The sequence below is a fragment of the Streptomyces pactum genome (assembly GCF_002005225.1).
GTDB classification, from domain to species: Bacteria; Actinomycetota; Actinomycetes; order Streptomycetales; family Streptomycetaceae; genus Streptomyces; species Streptomyces pactum_A.
The window spans coordinates 1,270,129-1,286,170 of record NZ_CP019724.1; the positions used below are offsets into that span (position 1 = coordinate 1,270,129).

The window sequence follows — 16,042 nt, forward strand, 5'->3', positions numbered from 1 at the left end:
AATTTTCTTGCCTCAGAGGCAAAGACGGCACGCGGCCGAAGGCGGCGGCCGGTGACTCCTAACGATTGGCCACCGCCTGCCTGACCAGGGTCTTCCCGAAGTCCCACAGCAGGCCGCCGCCGTTGTGCGCGTCGTCCATCACCTCGGTGAAGGCGTCGACGAACCGGTCCGCGTCCGCCGTGTCGATGATCAGCGGCGGGATCAGTTTGATCACCTCCAGGTGGTCGCCGGACACCTGCGTCAGGATCCGGTGCCGTTGCAGCAGCGGCACCACCACCATCTGCGCGAACAGACCCTTGCGCGCGGTCTGCAGCATCGTCCAGCGGCTGCGCAGCCTCAGCGATCTCGGCCGGCCGAACTCGATGCCGATCATCAGCCCCCGCCCCCGGACGCCGGCGAGCAGCTCGTAGCGGTCCACCAGCTCCGCCAGCCGGGACTTCAGCCGCTCCCCCACCGCGGCGGCGTTCGCGACGATCTCCTCGTTCTCCATCACCGACAGCACGGCGAGCCCGGCCGCCATGGCCTGCGCGTTGGACCCGAAGCTCGCCGAGTGGACCTGAACCCGGTCCATCGACGAGAACACCTTCTGGAAGATCCAGTCCTTGCCCAGCGTGGCCCCCACCGGCACGTATCCGCCGGACAGCGCCTTGGCGACGCACACCAGGTCGGGCTCCACGCCGTCCTCGTGCTGGAAGGCGTAGAACTTACCGGTCCGGCCGAGGCCCGTCTGCACCTCGTCGGCGATCAGCAGCGCCTTGTGCCGGTGCAGCAGCTCCTGTGCGGCGCGCAGATAACCGGGCGGGGCCTCGTGCACACCCTTGCCCTGGATCGGCTCGACGATCAGCGCGGCCACGTCGCCCCGCTTCAGCTCCCGGGCCAGGGCGTCCAGGTCGCCGAGCGGGAGGGCGGTGTCGGGCAGCAGCGGGGCGAAGCCGTCGCGGAAGCCGTCCTCGCCGTTGACGGACAGCGAGCCGGTGGTCAGCCCGTGGAAGGCGTGCGAGCAGTACAGGATCCTCGGCCTGCCGGTCGCGTACCGGGCGAACTTCAGCGCGGTCTCGACCGCCTCCGTACCGCTGTTGCCGAAGAAGACCCGGTCCAGGTGCGGGCTGTAGGAGAGCAGCCTCTCGGCCAGCAGTCCGGGCAGCGGTGGGCAGTCGAAGCGGGTCAGATCGGCCAGCGAGGCGTCGAGGACGTCGTGCAGCGCCTTGCGTACGACAGGGTGGTGGCGCCCCAGGCCCATCACCGCGAACCCGGCGAGCATGTCCAGGTAGTCGTTGCCGTCCGCGTCCCAGAAGTGCGCGCCCTCGGCCCGCTCGTAGACCTTGTCGAAGCCGATGGTGCGCAGCATGCGCGGGAGCTGGTGGTTGAGGTGCCTGGCGTGCAGCTCGTAGCGCTCGGCTCCGCGCTCGGCCAAGAGCGCGGCGAGGTCGAACTCCTTGGTCATTCAGTTCTCTCCTTGCACTGGCATGACGGTCCGTCCGCTCCCGGTCTGTTCCGCGCCGGGTGCCGCGGCATGCTCCTCCACGGCCAGGCTCGCGCTGATCCGGCCGGCGATCTCGACCGGGGTGAGACCGATGTCGGCGAGCACCTCGGCGCGCTTGGCGTGCGCGAGGAACTGCTCCGGGATGCCGAACCGGCGTACGGGTAGGTCGATCCCGGCGTCGCCCAGTGCCAGCGCCACCGCCGAACCGACCCCGGCGGCGCGGCTGTTGTCCTCGACGACGGCCACCAGGCGGTGCCGCACCGCCAGGGGGGCGAGCGCCGGGTCGACGGGCTTGACCCAGCGCGGGTCCACGACGGTGCATCCGGTGCCGCGGGCTTCGAGCAGCTCGGCGGCCCGGAGGCAGACGGGCGCCATCACGCCGACCGCCACCAGCAACACCTCGGGCCGGTCGGCCGTGTGCAGGACGTCCATGCCGCCGACCCGGTCGACGGCCGGCACGGCGGGTGTGACGGACTCCTTGGGGAAGCGCACCAGCGTCGGCGCGTCGTCGACGGCGACCGCCTCGCGCAGTTGGGCGCGGAGTTGGTCGGCGTCGCGCGGGGCGGCGATGCGCAGCCCCGGGACGACCTGGAGGACGGACATGTCCCACATGCCGTTGTGCGAGGGGCCGTCGGCGCCGGTGACGCCCGCCCGGTCCAGGACGAAGGTGACGCCGCAGCGGTGCAGGGCCACGTCCATCAGCAGTTGGTCGAAGGCGCGGTTGAGGAAGGTGGCGTAGACGGCGACGACCGGGTGGAGGCCGCCGGTGGCGAGGCCGGCCGCGGACACGGCGGCGTGCTGCTCCGCGATGCCGACGTCCCACACCCGGTCGGGGAAGCGCTCGGCGAAGGCGGCGAGACCGACCGGGTGCAGCATGGCCGCGGTGATCGCCACGACGTCGTCGCGCTCCTCACCGATCCGGACGATCTCCTCGCCGAACACGGAGGTCCAGGACGGCCCGTTCGAGGGGCTGAGCGGCGCGCAGGTGAGCGGGTCCATCACGCCGACGGTGTGGAAGTGGTCCTCCTCGTCGCGCAGGGCGGGCTCGTAGCCGCGGCCCTTCTGCGTGAGGCAGTGCACCAGCACCGGTCCGTGGAAGCGTTTCGCGCGCCGCAGCGCCGACTCGACGGCCCCGATGTCGTGCCCGTCGATCGGGCCGACGTACTTCATACCCAGGTCCTCGAAGAGTCCCTGCGGCGCGAAGGCGTCCTTGAAGCCCTTCTTGGCGCCGTGCAGGGCCTCGTAGAGGGTGCCGCCGACCACGGGGGTGCGCTGGAGCACGTCCTTGCCCCAGGCCAGTATCCGCTCGTAGCCGTCGGTCGTACGGAGCGTCGCGAGGTGGTTGGCGAGGCCGCCGATGGTCGGGGCGTACGAGCGCTCGTTGTCGTTGACGACGATGATCAGCGGCCGGTCCCGGGCGGCCGCGATGTTGTTCAGCGCCTCCCAGGCCATGCCGCCCGTCAGCGCGCCGTCACCGATGACGGCGACGACGTGGCCCCGCTCCCTCCGCACCTGGCGCGCCTTGGCGAGGCCGTCGGCCCAGCCGAGGACGGTGGAGGCGTGGCTGTTCTCGATGACGTCGTGCTCGGACTCCTCGCGCGAGGGATAGCCGGAGAGCCCGCCCTTCCCTCGCAGCTTGGAGAAGTCCTGGCGCCCCGTCAGCAGCTTGTGCACGTAGCTCTGGTGGCCGGTGTCCCACAGGATGCGGTCGGCCGGTGACTCGAAGACCCGGTGCAGGGCGACGGTCAGTTCCACCACGCCCAGGTTGGGTCCGAGGTGCCCGCCGGTGCGGGCGACCGCGTGCACCAGGAAGTCACGTATCTCGTCGGACAGTTCGCCGAGTTCCGCCTCGGACAGCGCCTTCACGTCGCGTGGTCCCCGGATGGTCTCCAGAATCGTCACGCTCGGGCCCCCTTCGGTCCGTGCTGTTCAGCTCACGGTGACGGCCGGCTCCCCCGCCGCGCCGTCCTTCTCCATCTGCTCGGCGATCTTCATGGCCTCCTCGATGAGGGTCTCCACGATCTTGGACTCGGGGACGGTCTTGACGACCTCGCCCTTGACGAAGATCTGGCCCTTGCCGTTGCCGGAGGCGACGCCGAGGTCGGCCTCGCGGGCCTCGCCGGGACCGTTGACGACACAGCCCATGACGGCGACGCGCAGCGGGACGTCCATGCCCTCCAGGCCGGCGGTGACCTCCTCGGCCAGCTTGTAGACGTCGACCTGGGCGCGGCCGCAGGACGGGCAGGAGACGATCTCCAGGCCGCGCCGGCGCAGGTTCAGCGACTCCAGGATCTGGATGCCGACCTTGATCTCCTCGACCGGCGGGGCCGACAGGGAGACGCGGATGGTGTCGCCGATGCCCTGGGAGAGCAGCGCGCCGAAGGCGACGGCCGACTTGATGGTGCCCTGGAAGGCGGGCCCGGCCTCGGTGACACCGAGGTGCAGCGGGTAGTCGCACCGGGCGGCGAGCTGCCGGTAGGCCTCGACCATGACGACCGGGTCGTTGTGCTTGACGGAGATCTTGATGTCCCGGAAGCCGTGCTCCTCGAAGAGCGACGCCTCCCACAGCGCGGACTCCGCCAGCGCCTCGGGCGTCGCCTTGCCGTACTTCTGGAGCAGACGCCGGTCCAGCGACCCCGCGTTCACGCCGATGCGGATCGGGGTGCCGTGGTCCTTCGCCGCCTTGGCGATCTCCTTGACCTTGTCGTCGAACTGCTTGATGTTGCCGGGGTTCACCCGGACCGCCGCACAGCCCGCCTCGATCGCGGCGAACACGTACTTGGGCTGGAAGTGGATGTCCGCGATCACCGGGATCTGCGACTTGCGCGCGATCACCGCGAGGGCGTCCGCGTCGTCCTGCGTCGGGCAGGCCACCCGCACGATCTGGCAGCCGGACGCCGTCAGCTCGGCGATCTGCTGGAGCGTCGCGCCGATGTCGGACGTACGCGTCGTGGTCATGGACTGCACCGACACCGGGGCCCCGCCCCCGACCGGGACCGGCCCGACCTCGATCCGTCGCGACACGCGTCGCTCGGCGATCGGCCGGACCGGTACCTCGGGAACGCCCAGCGGGATGGCGGTCATACCGTCACTCCCGGTTCGAGGAGACGGTCTCGCGCATGGCGCGCAGGGACTCCTTGAGGGAGCCCATGGTGGCCAGGACGGCGGTGGGCTCGTAGCCGCAGTGCGCCATGCAGTTGGCGCAGCGCGGGTCCTTGCCGCGGCCGTACTTGTCCCAGTCGGTGTCCTCGATCAGCTCCCGGTACGTCGGGACGTACCCGTCGCTCATCAGGTAGCAGGGGCGCTGCCAGCCGAAGAGGGAGTAGTTCGGGATCGCCCACGCGGTGCACGGGAAGTCGACCTTGCCCTCGAGGAAGTCGAGGAACAGCGGGGAGTGGTTGAGCCGCCAGCGGGCCCGGTTGCCGCCCGAGAACGCCTTCTTGAACAGCTCGCGGGTCTGCTCCACGCCCAGGAAGTGCTCCTGGTCGGGGGCCTTCTCGTAGGCGTAGGCGGGCGAGATCATCATCTCGTCGACCTTGAGGTCGTCGTTGAGGAAGTTGAGGACCTCGACGATGGTCTGCGGGGTGTCGGTGTTGAAGAAGGTCGAGTTGGTGGTCACCCGGAAGCCGCGTCGCTTGGCCTCCTTGATGGCCTCCACGGCCTCGTCGAACACGCCCTCCTTCGCCACGGACTCGTCGTGCCGCTCCCGCAGCCCGTCGATGTGCACCGCGAAGGCGAAGTACGGCGAGGGCTTGAACTTGTCCAACTTCTTGCGCATGAGCAGCGCGTTGGTGCAGAGGAAGACGTACTTCCGCTTGGCCACCAACTGGCGCACGATCTCGTCGATCTGAGGATGCATCAGCGGCTCGCCGCCGGCGATGGAGACCATCGGCGCTCCCGATTCGAGCACCGCCCCCACGGCCTGCGCGACCGGCATGCGCTGCTTCAGCACTCCGGCCGGGTGCTGGATCTTGCCGCATCCCTCGCACTTGAGGTTGCAGGCGAAGAGCGGCTCCAGCTCCACGATGAGCGGGAACTTGTCCCGTCGGCGAATCTTCTGTTCGGCCAGGTATGTAGCGACCTTGATGGACTGGCGCAGGGGCATGGCCATCTGGGCTCACCTCCGGGGGAGCAGCAACGAGCGGTGCCATTCGAAGAATGCGGGAAGAACGGATCGAAGGACGCGGAAGGCCGATATTCCACCGCGCACCGTACCGATCCGGACGAGTTCGTGTTCTGGAGCGTCCACGACCACTCGGACGGCCGCAACCGGGCGCGCGCCCGCCCGGACGGCGCTCAGTAGCGTGGCGGCGGACTCCATGTCGACGGCGATCGCGCCGGTCGCGAGCAGGTCGGCGCGTTCGGGGCCCCGCACGACGTGGTCCGAGCCGGTCAGCGGCCCGGTGTGGACGGTGCGCCCGGGCACGGCACGCGCGAGTTCCTTGACGAGCCGGTCCGTGCCGACGCCGGCGACGGTGCCGCGGGGGTCCCGGGTCTCCTCGGCGACGACCAGGTCGCCGGGGTGCATGCCCGGGGCGAGTCCGGCGCAGAAGCCCGTGGCCAGCACGGCGGCGTCCCCGAGCGCGGGGTCGGCCAGGACCCGGGCGACGGAGCGCCCGGCCGCCTTCGGGCCCATGCCCGTACGCAGCACGGTGACCGGCCCGCCGGCGCCGCCGCGGTCGCCGGTGCGCAGGGCGAGGTGCTCGATGCCGAGCGCGCAGGCGATCAGCAGCGGGAACGGGCCGGACTCTGCGTTCATCAGCGGCCCTTCACCTCGGCCGCGGACGGTCCGGTCGGCGACTGCTCGACGAGGGCGGGGGCCTGTGCCGCGCGCGGCTTCTCGGCGAAGGGCTCTCCGTGGACGTAGCGGCCCAGCGCGGTGAGCGGGAAGACCTGCCGGTAGAGGTGGTAGTTGATGGAGAAGTCCCAGGGGAAGCCGGTCCCGGTGAAGTAGGGCTCGTCCCAGGAACCGTCCTCCCGTTGAGTGGCGGCGAGCCACTCGACGCCGCGTTCGACCGCCTTGGACTCCCGCTCCCCCGCGGCGAGCAGGGCCATCAGCGCCCACGCGGTCTGTGAGGCGGTGGAGGCGCCCCGGCCGCTCCACTCCCTGACGTAGCGGTAGGAGCGCAGGTCCTCGCCCCAGCCGCCGTCGTCGTTCTGGACGGACTCCAGCCAGGTCACCGCGCGGCGGATCGCGGGGTGGGAGGCGGGGAGTCCGGCGGCGGTCAGGGCGGGGACGACGGAGCCGGTGCCGTAGACGTAGTTGACGCCCCAGCGGCCGAACCACGAGCCGTCCGGCTCCTGTTCGTCCAGCAGCCACCGGATGCCGCGCCGGGTGCGCGGGTCGTGGGCGAGGCCCTCCACGGCGAGCATCTCGACGACGTGCGCGGTGACGTCCGCGGACGGCGGGTCGATGACCTCGCCGAAGTCGCAGAACGGCAGCCGGTTGGGGAAGGAGCTGGTGTTGTCGACGTCGAAGGCGCCCCAGGCACCGTTCCTGGACTGCATGCCAAGGTTCCAGCGCACGCCGCGGCCGATGGCCTTCTCCACCCGCTCCGGGTCGTGGTGGCTGACCCGGCGCAGGGCGAGGACCACCTCGGCGGTGTCGTCGATGTCGGGGTAGTTGTCGTTGTGGAACTCGAACGCCCAGCCGCCGGGCGGGAGTCCGGGCCGCTTCACCGACCAGTCGCCGGGGCGTACGATCTGCTCACCGAGCATCCAGTCCGCGGCCTTCACCAACTGCGGGTGATCGGCGGGCACCCCGGCGTCGGCCAGCGCGATGGTGGCGAGGCAGGTGTCCCACACCGGGGACTGGCAGGCCTCGATCATCCGGGCCCCGTCCTCGCGCCACACGGCGAAGCGGTCCAGCGACTCCAGCCCCGCCCGCATCACGGGGTGTTCGAGGTCGTAGCCCAGCAGGTACAGGGCGATGACCGAGTACACGGCGGGCGGCTGGATGCCGCCCCAGCAGCCGTCGTTCTCCTGCCGCTCGATGATCCAGCGGGCGGCGGTGTTCATCGCGGCCCGGCGCAGTCGGCGCGGGGCGACCCTGCGGTAGGCGTGCAGGGCCTTGTCGATGCGCTGGAAGGCGCCGTCCCAGCTCGCCGCGGGTGCCAGTGGCCGCGGGGGGTTGGGGAGGTCCGGGTCGGTGTGCAGTTCGTCCAGCGGGAAGGGCGCCGGGCGCACCGGCCGCTTCGCGGAGACGATGGTGAGCGGCACGATGGTCTGCCGGGCCCAGCAGCCGAAGTCGTAGATGTTGAGCGGCACCCAGGTGGGGAAGTAGATCAGCTCGGGCGGGAGTTCGGGCAGGTCGTCCCACTTCCACCAGCCGAACAGGGCGAGCCAGATCCGGGTGAAGACGCGGGCGGCGGCGATGCCGCCCCGGGACCGGATCCACTCCGACGCCCTGGCCATGTGCGGCGCCTCGGGCGCGTCGCCGGCCAGGCGGAGGGCCACGTAGGCCTCGATGGTGGCGGACAGTTCGCCGGGGCCGCCGTAGAAGGTGGCCCAGGTGCCGTCCTCGCGCTGCTCGCCGCGGATGAAGAGGGCGGCGGCGCGCGTGGTCTCCTCGTCGAGGATGCCCAGGAACTGGCGGAGGAGCAGGTCCTCGGCGTCCATCGTGACGTTCGTCTCGAGGTCGCCCTTCCACCAGCCCTGGGCGTCCTGCCGCGAGAGCAGGAAGTCCGTGGCGCGCCGGGTGGCGCGAGCGGCGGCTTCTGGTACCCCGGCCGCCGCGGCGGGGATGGTGATGTCGGCTGTTTCGCTGGCCGCGGCTGCGCGGAACGGCGGGGCCGCCCCGGTGCTTCCGTCGGTCGTCGCTGTCATGGCTTCCCCTTCGTGCAGTGTGCATACGGTGCTTCTGCTGTGGGTCCGCCGTCGGCCGGTGTGCGCTTGCCCGCGCCACCGGCCGGCGACTACGCGAGGGCTATTCGACCGATAGTGATCATCTCTTTCGTACGACGACGAAGTCCGCGAGCGCCGTGAACCTGTCCCGTACCCGGTCGGGCATGTCGACGGCGTCGAGGGCCTCGATGGCGATGGTGTGCTGGCGACGCGCCTCGTCGGCGGTCCACTCCCGCCCGCCCGCCTCCTCGATCAGGGCGGCGCGGGCCGCGAACTCCTCCTCGGAGAAGTTCGCGAAGTCACTGGCCTCGGCGTCGGCGGTGAGGATCTCGCCGAGGCGTTCGGAGGCGGTCCCCTGCGCCGCGAGGGCGGCCACGACCGGCAGGGACTTCTTGCGCTGGCGCAGGTCGCTCCAGGTCTGCTTGCCGGTCGATTCCGGGTCGCCCCAGATACCGAGGAGGTCGTCGACGGCCTGGAAGGCGAGGCCGAGGTGGTAGCCGTACTTCTCCAGCGTGTCGGCGGTGTGCTCGTCGGCGCCGCCGAGCACCGCGCCGATGGAACTGGCGCAGGCGAGCAGGGCGCCGGTCTTGTTGCCCTCCATCTCCAGGCACTCCTCGACGCTGACGCGGTCGCGGTGCTCGTAGGAGATGTCCTGGGCCTGACCGTCGATCAGGGCGCGGGATGCCTTGGTCAGACGGCGGGTGGCGCGGCCGGCCTCGACGGTGCCGAGCTCCAGCAGCACCTCGTTGGCCAGGGCGAACAGGGCGTCGCCGACCAGGATGGCCTGGGCGGGGCCGTGCACCTTCCAGACGGTGTCGCGGTGGCGGCGCTGCTCGTCGCCGTCCATCAGGTCGTCGTGCAGGAGGGAGAAGTTGTGCACCAGTTCCACGGCCACCGCGCCGGGCACGCCGGTCTCGGGCGCGGCCCCGGTGACCTCGGCGGAGAGCACCGCGAGCGCGGGACGGACGGCCTTGCCGCCGTCGCCGTCCGCGGGCCTGCCCTGGGCGTCGATCCAGCCGAAGTGGTAGGCGGCGACGGTGTCCATGGGCGGTGCCAGACGGTCGACGGCCGCCCGCAGGACCGGCGTGGCCAGGGTCCGGCCGCGCTCCAGGAGCGCGGTCACGTCCACCGTGGTCCTCGGAGCGGCCTTCGGGGCCGGGGGCACAGTGGGCACAGTCTTTCCTCCAGTTGCGGTACCGGGAGTGCGGAAGTCGGTCCCCCGCGGATCGGCTTTCACGCCGCCTCCTCGAAGAAATCGGGAAGGCGGCCGCGGGACCGGCCCAGGGCGCCGAGCGCGGCGCCCGCCGCCCCGACACCGCTGCGCACCGCACTCTCCATGGTCGCGGGCCACCCGGTGGCGGTCCACGCTCCGGCCAGGTAGAGGCCGGGTGCCTTGGTGCGGGCGCCGGGCCGGAGCCGTCCGACGCCCGGGGCGGGAGCGAAGGTCGCGGTGCGCTCCCGGGTCACGAAGAAGTCCTTGACCCCGGCGCCCCGGGTGCGGGGCAGCAGCCGCTCCAGCTCGGGCAGGTAGCGCTCGCGCAACGTGGCCACGGGTTCGTCGATCTCGTTCTGCGCGGTCGACTGCGACAGCGCCAGGTACTGACCCTCCTTCAGTCCGGAGGCCTCGGTACGGTCGAACACCCACTGGACCGGCGTGCCGAGAGCCGTGAGGAACGGCGTGGCGAGCACCTTGCGGTCGTAGATCACGTGGATGTTGAGGATCGGCGCGGTGCCGATCTCCAGAAGGTTTCCGGGGGCGTCGAGGGCGCCCGCGGGCAGCAGGTCGTGCGCCTCGCGCTGCGGTACGGCGAGGACGACCGCGTCCGCGTCGAGCGTCTCGTCGGGAACCTGAACGCTCCAGCCGCCGTTCTCGTGTCCACGGACGGAGGTGACGCGTGTACGGACCTCGGTACGGACGCCCGCGGAGTCGAGCGCCTCGCGGGCCAGCCGGTCGTGCAGTTCGCCCAGCGGGACGCGGGCCCAGCCGATGTCGGCCGCGCCCGGGTCGGACAGCAGACCGGTCTTGAACACCATCGCGGCGAGCCCCAGCGAGGCGTCGCCCGCGACCGCGTTGAGGGTGGCGATCCCGACCAGGTCCCACAGGGCCTCGACGGCGCGCGCCGACTGACCGTGCGCGGCCAGCCAACTGCCGAAGTCCTGGGTGTCCAGGGCGGGGTCGGCGAGGTCGAGCCCCTTGAGCGCGAGCGCGGCCCGGCCGACCCGGGCGCGCTCGGCGAGCGAGAGGTGCGGGTACGTCGCGAGGCTGCGCCCCAGGTGCAGGGGCACGGGCAGGGCGTCGCGCCGCAGTCTGCCGAGCCGCCGCCCCTCGGGCCTGGCCAGGTCGAGAACGGGCACGTCGAGACGGTCCTGCACGGGTGCGAGCGCCGCCCCGCCGATACGGTCGAGGAACCAGCGGTAGGCGGTGCAGCAGCGCAGGTACACGTGCTGGCCGTTGTCGACGGTGAGGTCGCCGCGCTGGAAGGAGAAGGCGAGCCCGCCCAGGCGCGGCCGGCCTTCGAGCAGGGTCACGCGCACCCCGGCGTCGGCGAGCGCGAGCGCGGCGGTGACTCCGGCGAGCCCGCCGCCGACCACGACGGCGTGTCCGCCGGGGCGCAGGGCGGAGACGTCCGCGAGCTGCCCGCCGTCGCACGTCCCGTTGCCGTGGGTCATGGTGCGCCCTTCCCTGTCCGGTCGCCGTGGTGCTTGAACGGCGTAGGGCCGACCGTCTCAGTCAGGGACGCCGACCGCCACCGGAGGGTTGCCCGCCGTTCTTCGCCGGAGGCATCGCCCCGGTCCGGCGTGTCGAGTGTGCCGGATGTGTCCATCAGGCGCGCCTCCTGACGGCCCGCCGGGTGACGTGCCGGGTGTCGAGACCGGACAGACCGCGCACGGCGACGTACGCCTTCTCGCGTCCGGGGAGCGAGACCCGGCCGCGCAGCACGGCCTCGGGGTCGCGCTCGATGCGGTCCAGGAGGCGGCGGTAGATGCCGGCCATGGCGGCCACGCAGGCGCCGCTGCGCCGGTCGAGCATGGGCAGCAGCCGGTAGCCCTCGGCGAAGAGGGCGCGGGCCCGACGCACCTCGAAGTGCACGAGGCCCGCGAAGTCGGAGCCCTCGGGTGGCGTCGGCCCGCTGAACCCGGCCGAGCAGCCGAACTTGGCGAGGTCGTCGGCGGGCAGGTAGGTCCGCCCGCCCTCGGCGTCCTCACGGACGTCCCGCAGGATGTTGGTGAGCTGAAGTGCGAGCCCGAGCGTGTCGGCGTACTCGGGCGCGCGGTCGGCGCCGCGGGCCCCCGGTTCCGTACCGAAGACGCCCAGGGAGAGGCGTCCGATGGCGCCCGCCACGCAGCGGCAGTAGGTCTTCAGGTCGTCCCAGGTCTCGTAGGTCTCGCCGCGGACGTCCATCTGGACGCCGTCGATGAGTTCGTCGAGGCCGCCGAGCGGGATCGGGAACCGCGTGGCCGCGTGGGCGAGGGCGACGGCGACCGGGTCGGTGTCGTCCTCCTCGACCGCGCCCTCGTGGATGCGGGCCAGCACGGCCCGGGTCTCCTCGAGCCGGGTGACCTTGACGTCGACCGCCAGCGCCCCGTCGCCGATGTCGTCGACGCGGCGCGAGAACGCGTACAGCGCCGACATCGCCCGGCGCTTGGGCGTCGGCAGGAGCCGGATGCCGTAGGCGAAGTTGCGGGCCTGCTGTCCGGTGACGGCCTCGCAGTAGCTGTAGGCGGCGAGTACCGGTGCCGACGCGTGCTCTGACGACTCCACGGTCCCGATCACCCCTCTCCTCGCAGGGTCACGCCCACCTCGCGCAGCAACTGGACCTTGCCGGGCTTGGGCGGGCCGGGAAGTACGTCGTGATCGGCGGCGGCGATCGCCCTCAGCGCCGCCCTGCCGCCCGCCACGAACCCCGCCAGCAGCAGACGCAGCCTGCCGTGGACGCTACCCACCAGGGGGGCTCCCTCGTTCAGCAGATCGCGGGCGCGCCCGGCTTCGTACGCGACCAGGGCGCGCACCGACGCGCTCGCGGTGGGCGCGGCGAGATCCGTCTCCTGGACGTGGAAGCGCTTCATGTCCTCGGCGGGCAGGTAGACGCGGTCCCGGCCCAGGTCCTCGGCCACGTCCTGGAGGTGCTCGACGATCTGCAGGGCGGTGCAGATCGCGTCGGAGCGGCGGATCCGCTCGGGCGTCGAGGTGCCGGTGACGGCGAGGACGAGCCGCCCGACCGGGTTGGCGGACAGCTCGCAGTAGGCGAGGAGGTCGTCGTAGGTCTCGTACCGCGCGACGACCTGGTCCTGGCGGTTGGCGGCGATCAGTCCGAGGAAGGGCCCGGGGGCCAGCGAGCGGCGGCGCACGGTCGGCTGGAGGCGGCGCAGCAGCGGGTGGCGGGGGGCGCCGTCGAAGACCCTGCGCAGGTCGTCCTCGAAGGCGTCCAGCATCAGCAGCCGGTCCTCGGCGCGGTCGGCGGGGACGCCGAGGAGGCGGGCGTCGGCGCCGCCGGGGGCCAGGTCGCCGTCGCCGATGTCGTCGACGAGGCGGGCGAAGCCGTACACGGCCATGAGGTCGGTGCGCCAGTCGCGGGGCAGGAAGAAGGGGGCCACGGGGAAGTTCTCGTCCGCGGCCTTGGCGAGGGTGCCGCGCTCCGGGTCGACGGCGTGCGCCGTGTGGGTGACCGTCATCGTGGGCTGCCCTGGGCGGGGACGGCGCACGCTTCGCGGAGGTGGGGAGTTTCCGTAGCCATTGCCGTCACATCTCCCGTTCTACACTGTCGACCCAATGCGCACTATTTCGGACACGCCGCCCGACCGTCCACGGGGCGGGCCCGCTCGAGGGTGTCGGGCATTATCGCCCCATGTGCCGCGTTTCGGGACCGGTACAGCTTACGTTGTACAACTCACGAAGGTCCGACGGGGTCCTCCGTGCATCACAAGAACACACCGATTGACTTCAAGATTCCTGCGAACGCCAGGAGTTGACGTTTCCTTTGCAGACGTCGGGCCGCGCGGGAACAGTTCCTGCGCGGCCCGGCGTGTCGGGCTACTTGCCCGTGAACTTCTCGTACTCCTTGAGAACCTCTTCGGTCGGTCCGTCCATGCGCAGTTCGCCGCGTTCCAGCCACAGCACGCGGTTGCAGGTGTCGCGGATGGACTTGTTGTTGTGACTGACCAGGAAGACCGTGCCGGCCTCCTTCTTGAGCTCCCTGATGCGCTCCTCGGAGCGCGTCTGGAACTTGCGGTCACCGGTGGCCAGCGCCTCGTCGATCATCAGGACGTCGTGGTCCTTGGCGGCGGCGATGGAGAAGCGCAGCCGGGCGGCCATGCCGGAGGAGTAGGTGCGCATCGGCAGTGTGATGAAGTCGCCCTTCTCGTTGATGCCGGAGAAGTCGACGATGTCCTGGTAGCGCTCCTTGATCTGCTCCCGGGTCATGCCCATGGCCAGGCCGCCGAGGATGACGTTCCGCTCGCCGGTCAGGTCGTTCATCAGGGCCGCGTTCACCCCGAGGAGGGAGGGCTGGCCGTCGGTGTAGACCTTGCCGCGCTCGGCGGGCAGCAGGCCGGCGATGGCCCGCAGCAGGGTCGACTTGCCGGAACCGTTGGAACCGATCAGGCCGATGGCCTCGCCCCGGTAGGCGGTGAAGGAGACGCCCCGCACGGCGTGCACCTTGCGCACACCCCGGGCCGCGTCGTCGGATCCTCTCCTGATCATGCGGCTCAGGGCGGCGGTCGCGCTGCCCTTGCCGGTCCTGGCGCCGTTGACGCGGTAGACGATGTGCAGTTCGTCCGCGATGACCGTCGGCACCCGCTCGCCCTGCTGCTGCTCAGCCACGGCCGTACCTCTCCTCCGCCTTCCAGAAGTACACGAAGCCGCCCACGGCGAGGAGCACGGCCCAGCCGAGCGCCGCCGCCCACACGTGCGGCGGCAGGTTCTCGGAGCCGTAGCCGTCGATCAGCGCGAAGCGGATCAGGTCCATGTAGACGGCGGCCGGGTTCCACTGGAGCACGTCGGCCAGCCAGGCCGGCTTGTCCTCGAGCATGATCGGGATGGAGAACATGACGCCGGACGCGTACATCCAGGTGCGCATGATGAACGGCATGAGCTGGGCCAGGTCCGGTGTCTTGGCGCCCATCCGGGCCACGATCAGCGCCAGCCCCATGTTGAAGAGGAACTGCAGGACGAGCGCCGGGAGGGCCAGCAGCCAGGACAGCGAGGGATAGCTGCCGAAGCCGATCACCACCGCGAACATCACGACCATCGAGGCCAGCAGTTGCTGGAGCTGCTGGAGCGCGAACGAGATCGGGAGCGAGGCACGCGGGAAGTGCAGCGCCCGCACCAGACCGAGGTTGCCGGAGATCGCGCGTACGCCCGCCATCGCCGAGGACTGGGTGAAGGTGAAGACGAACACACCCGTCACCAGGAACGGGATGTACACGTCCTTCGGCATGCCCCGGCCGGCGTTGAGGATCAGGCCGAAGATCATGAAGTAGACGAGGGCGTTCAGCAGCGGGGTGGCCACCTGCCACAACTGGCCGAGTTTGGCCTGGCTGTACTGGGCGGTCAGCTTCGCCTGGGAGAAGGCGAGGATGAAGTGCCGCCGCCCCCAGAGTTGACGGACGTACTCGCCGAGGGACGGCCGGGCACCGCTCACCGACAGCCCGTACTTGGCGGCCAGCCGGGCCGGTGTGAGGCCCTCGTCGGGCGACACGGGCTTGGTCATGGCGACCGTGCCGTCGTGCGTTGTCTCACTCACTGGTGGAAACTTTCGTCTTCGGAATGCTCGGCCGCGCGGGCCTGGCATGGACCTGTTGGCCCGGGTCGGGCCGGGACGCTCTCGGATACGAGCTTGTCAGATCACGGGAGGCCGGCCCAGCCGGGTCAGCCGCCACACCGTACGCCACCGCATGGGCCGGCGAGGGCCGCACGGGGTGGCCCAGCCCTCGCGGAAGCCGCCGAACCACGCCTTCAGGGCCGGTCGCGAGGGGCGGCGCAGCAGGGTGAGCAGCATCCACACCCCGAGGTAGACGGGAACGAGGAGCGCGGGGAGGTTGCGGCGGGCGAGCCAGACGCGGTTGCGGGCGACCATGCGGTGGTAGACCGCGTGCCGCGAGGGCGCGGTCGTGGGGTGGTTCAGCACCATGTCGGACCGGTAGTCGATCATCCAGCCCGCGTCCAGGGCCCGCCAGGCCAGGTCGGTCTCCTCGTGGGCGTAGAAGAAGGCGTCCGGCAGACCGCCGACCTGCGTGAGGACGCGGGTGCGGACGGCGTTGGCGCCGCCGAGGAAGGTGGTCACCCGCGAGGAGCGCATCGGGTCCGAGGCACGCAGCCGCGGGACGTGCCGGCGCTGGGTCTCGCCGGTGTCCGGGTCGGCGATGCGGAAGCTGATGATGCCGAGCTCGTCGTCGGCCGCGAACGCCTGCCGGCACAGCTCGGCGGTGTCGGTGCGGGCGAGCAGGCCGTCGTCGTCGAGGAAGAGCAGGATGTCGACGTCCCGGCCGCCCGGGCCGAAGGCCTCGATGCCGACGTTGCGGCCGCCGGGGATGCCCAGGTTCTCGGGCAGTTCGACGGTGCGCACGCTGTCCGGCACCTCCGGGACGGGCGAGCCGTTGCCGACCACGACCACCTCGACCGGGTCGCCGTCCTGCTTCGCGACCGAGTCGAGCAGCGCGCGCAGTTCCTCGGGGCGGTTGCCCATCGTGATGACGACGGCGCCGACCCTCATGGCC

14 protein-coding genes are annotated in these 16,042 nt (G+C 71.4%); all 14 read right to left on the bottom strand.

Features of this window, described 5'->3' with window-relative positions; genetic code table 11:
* Positions 1-58 precede the first annotated feature (58 nt).
* Complete coding sequence (locus B1H29_RS05420; protein WP_055419129.1) at positions 59-1,444, bottom strand: aspartate aminotransferase family protein; 1,386 nt, start codon at positions 1,442-1,444, stop codon at positions 59-61.
* A complete protein-coding gene (gene dxs / locus B1H29_RS05425) occupies positions 1,445-3,385 on the bottom strand; it encodes a 1-deoxy-D-xylulose-5-phosphate synthase (RefSeq protein WP_055419130.1) in 1,941 nt (646 codons plus the stop codon).
* Positions 3,386-3,412: 27 nt separating this feature from the next.
* Positions 3,413-4,567: a flavodoxin-dependent (E)-4-hydroxy-3-methylbut-2-enyl-diphosphate synthase gene (gene ispG / locus B1H29_RS05430; RefSeq protein WP_055419131.1), complete on the bottom strand. Its 1,155-nt coding sequence runs from the start codon at positions 4,565-4,567 to the stop codon at positions 3,413-3,415.
* Between the two features lie 4 nt (positions 4,568-4,571).
* Positions 4,572-5,594, bottom strand: a complete 1,023-nt coding sequence (gene hpnH, locus B1H29_RS05435; RefSeq protein WP_055419132.1) for an adenosyl-hopene transferase HpnH — start codon at positions 5,592-5,594, stop codon at positions 4,572-4,574.
* A gap of 6 nt (positions 5,595-5,600) precedes the next feature.
* On the bottom strand, positions 5,601-6,242 hold the full coding sequence (locus B1H29_RS05440; protein WP_055419133.1) for a 1-hydroxy-2-methyl-2-butenyl 4-diphosphate reductase: 642 nt from the start codon (positions 6,240-6,242) through the stop codon (positions 5,601-5,603).
* Positions 6,242-8,308, bottom strand: coding sequence for a squalene--hopene cyclase (gene shc, locus B1H29_RS05445; protein WP_055419134.1), 2,067 nt, complete (start codon positions 8,306-8,308; stop codon positions 6,242-6,244). Before shc ends, B1H29_RS05440 begins: the two co-directional genes overlap by 1 nt.
* A gap of 118 nt (positions 8,309-8,426) precedes the next feature.
* The gene (locus tag B1H29_RS05450) at positions 8,427-9,491 is read right to left on the bottom strand and encodes a polyprenyl synthetase family protein (protein WP_055419135.1); all 1,065 of its coding nucleotides are present in this window, start codon (positions 9,489-9,491) and stop codon (positions 8,427-8,429) included.
* Between the two features lie 68 nt (positions 9,492-9,559).
* Positions 9,560-10,996 carry a hydroxysqualene dehydroxylase HpnE gene (gene hpnE / locus B1H29_RS05455; RefSeq protein WP_055419136.1) on the bottom strand — a complete coding sequence of 479 codons (1,437 nt, stop codon included), beginning with the start codon at positions 10,994-10,996 and terminating at the stop codon, positions 9,560-9,562.
* Positions 10,993-11,151 carry a DUF6380 family protein gene (locus B1H29_RS39175; RefSeq protein WP_079160047.1) on the bottom strand — a complete coding sequence of 53 codons (159 nt, stop codon included), beginning with the start codon at positions 11,149-11,151 and terminating at the stop codon, positions 10,993-10,995. Before B1H29_RS39175 ends, hpnE begins: the two co-directional genes overlap by 4 nt.
* On the bottom strand, positions 11,151-12,101 hold the full coding sequence (gene hpnD / locus B1H29_RS05465; RefSeq protein WP_055419137.1) for a presqualene diphosphate synthase HpnD: 951 nt from the start codon (positions 12,099-12,101) through the stop codon (positions 11,151-11,153). Before hpnD ends, B1H29_RS39175 begins: the two co-directional genes overlap by 1 nt.
* Positions 12,098-13,000: a squalene synthase HpnC gene (gene hpnC, locus B1H29_RS05470; protein ID WP_055419138.1), complete on the bottom strand. Its 903-nt coding sequence runs from the start codon at positions 12,998-13,000 to the stop codon at positions 12,098-12,100. The genes hpnD and hpnC overlap by 4 nt, the downstream gene beginning before the upstream one ends.
* Before the next feature lie 358 nt (positions 13,001-13,358).
* Positions 13,359-14,147 carry an ABC transporter ATP-binding protein gene (locus B1H29_RS05475; protein WP_055419139.1) on the bottom strand — a complete coding sequence of 263 codons (789 nt, stop codon included), beginning with the start codon at positions 14,145-14,147 and terminating at the stop codon, positions 13,359-13,361.
* Positions 14,140-15,069, bottom strand: coding sequence for an ABC transporter permease (locus B1H29_RS05480; RefSeq protein WP_055419140.1), 930 nt, complete (start codon positions 15,067-15,069; stop codon positions 14,140-14,142). Before B1H29_RS05480 ends, B1H29_RS05475 begins: the two co-directional genes overlap by 8 nt.
* Positions 15,070-15,165: 96 nt before the next feature.
* Positions 15,166-16,038 (bottom strand): glycosyltransferase family 2 protein, encoded by an 873-nt coding sequence (locus B1H29_RS05485; RefSeq protein WP_055419141.1) that lies wholly within the window; start codon positions 16,036-16,038, stop codon positions 15,166-15,168.
* Between the last annotated feature and the right edge of the window lie 4 nt (positions 16,039-16,042).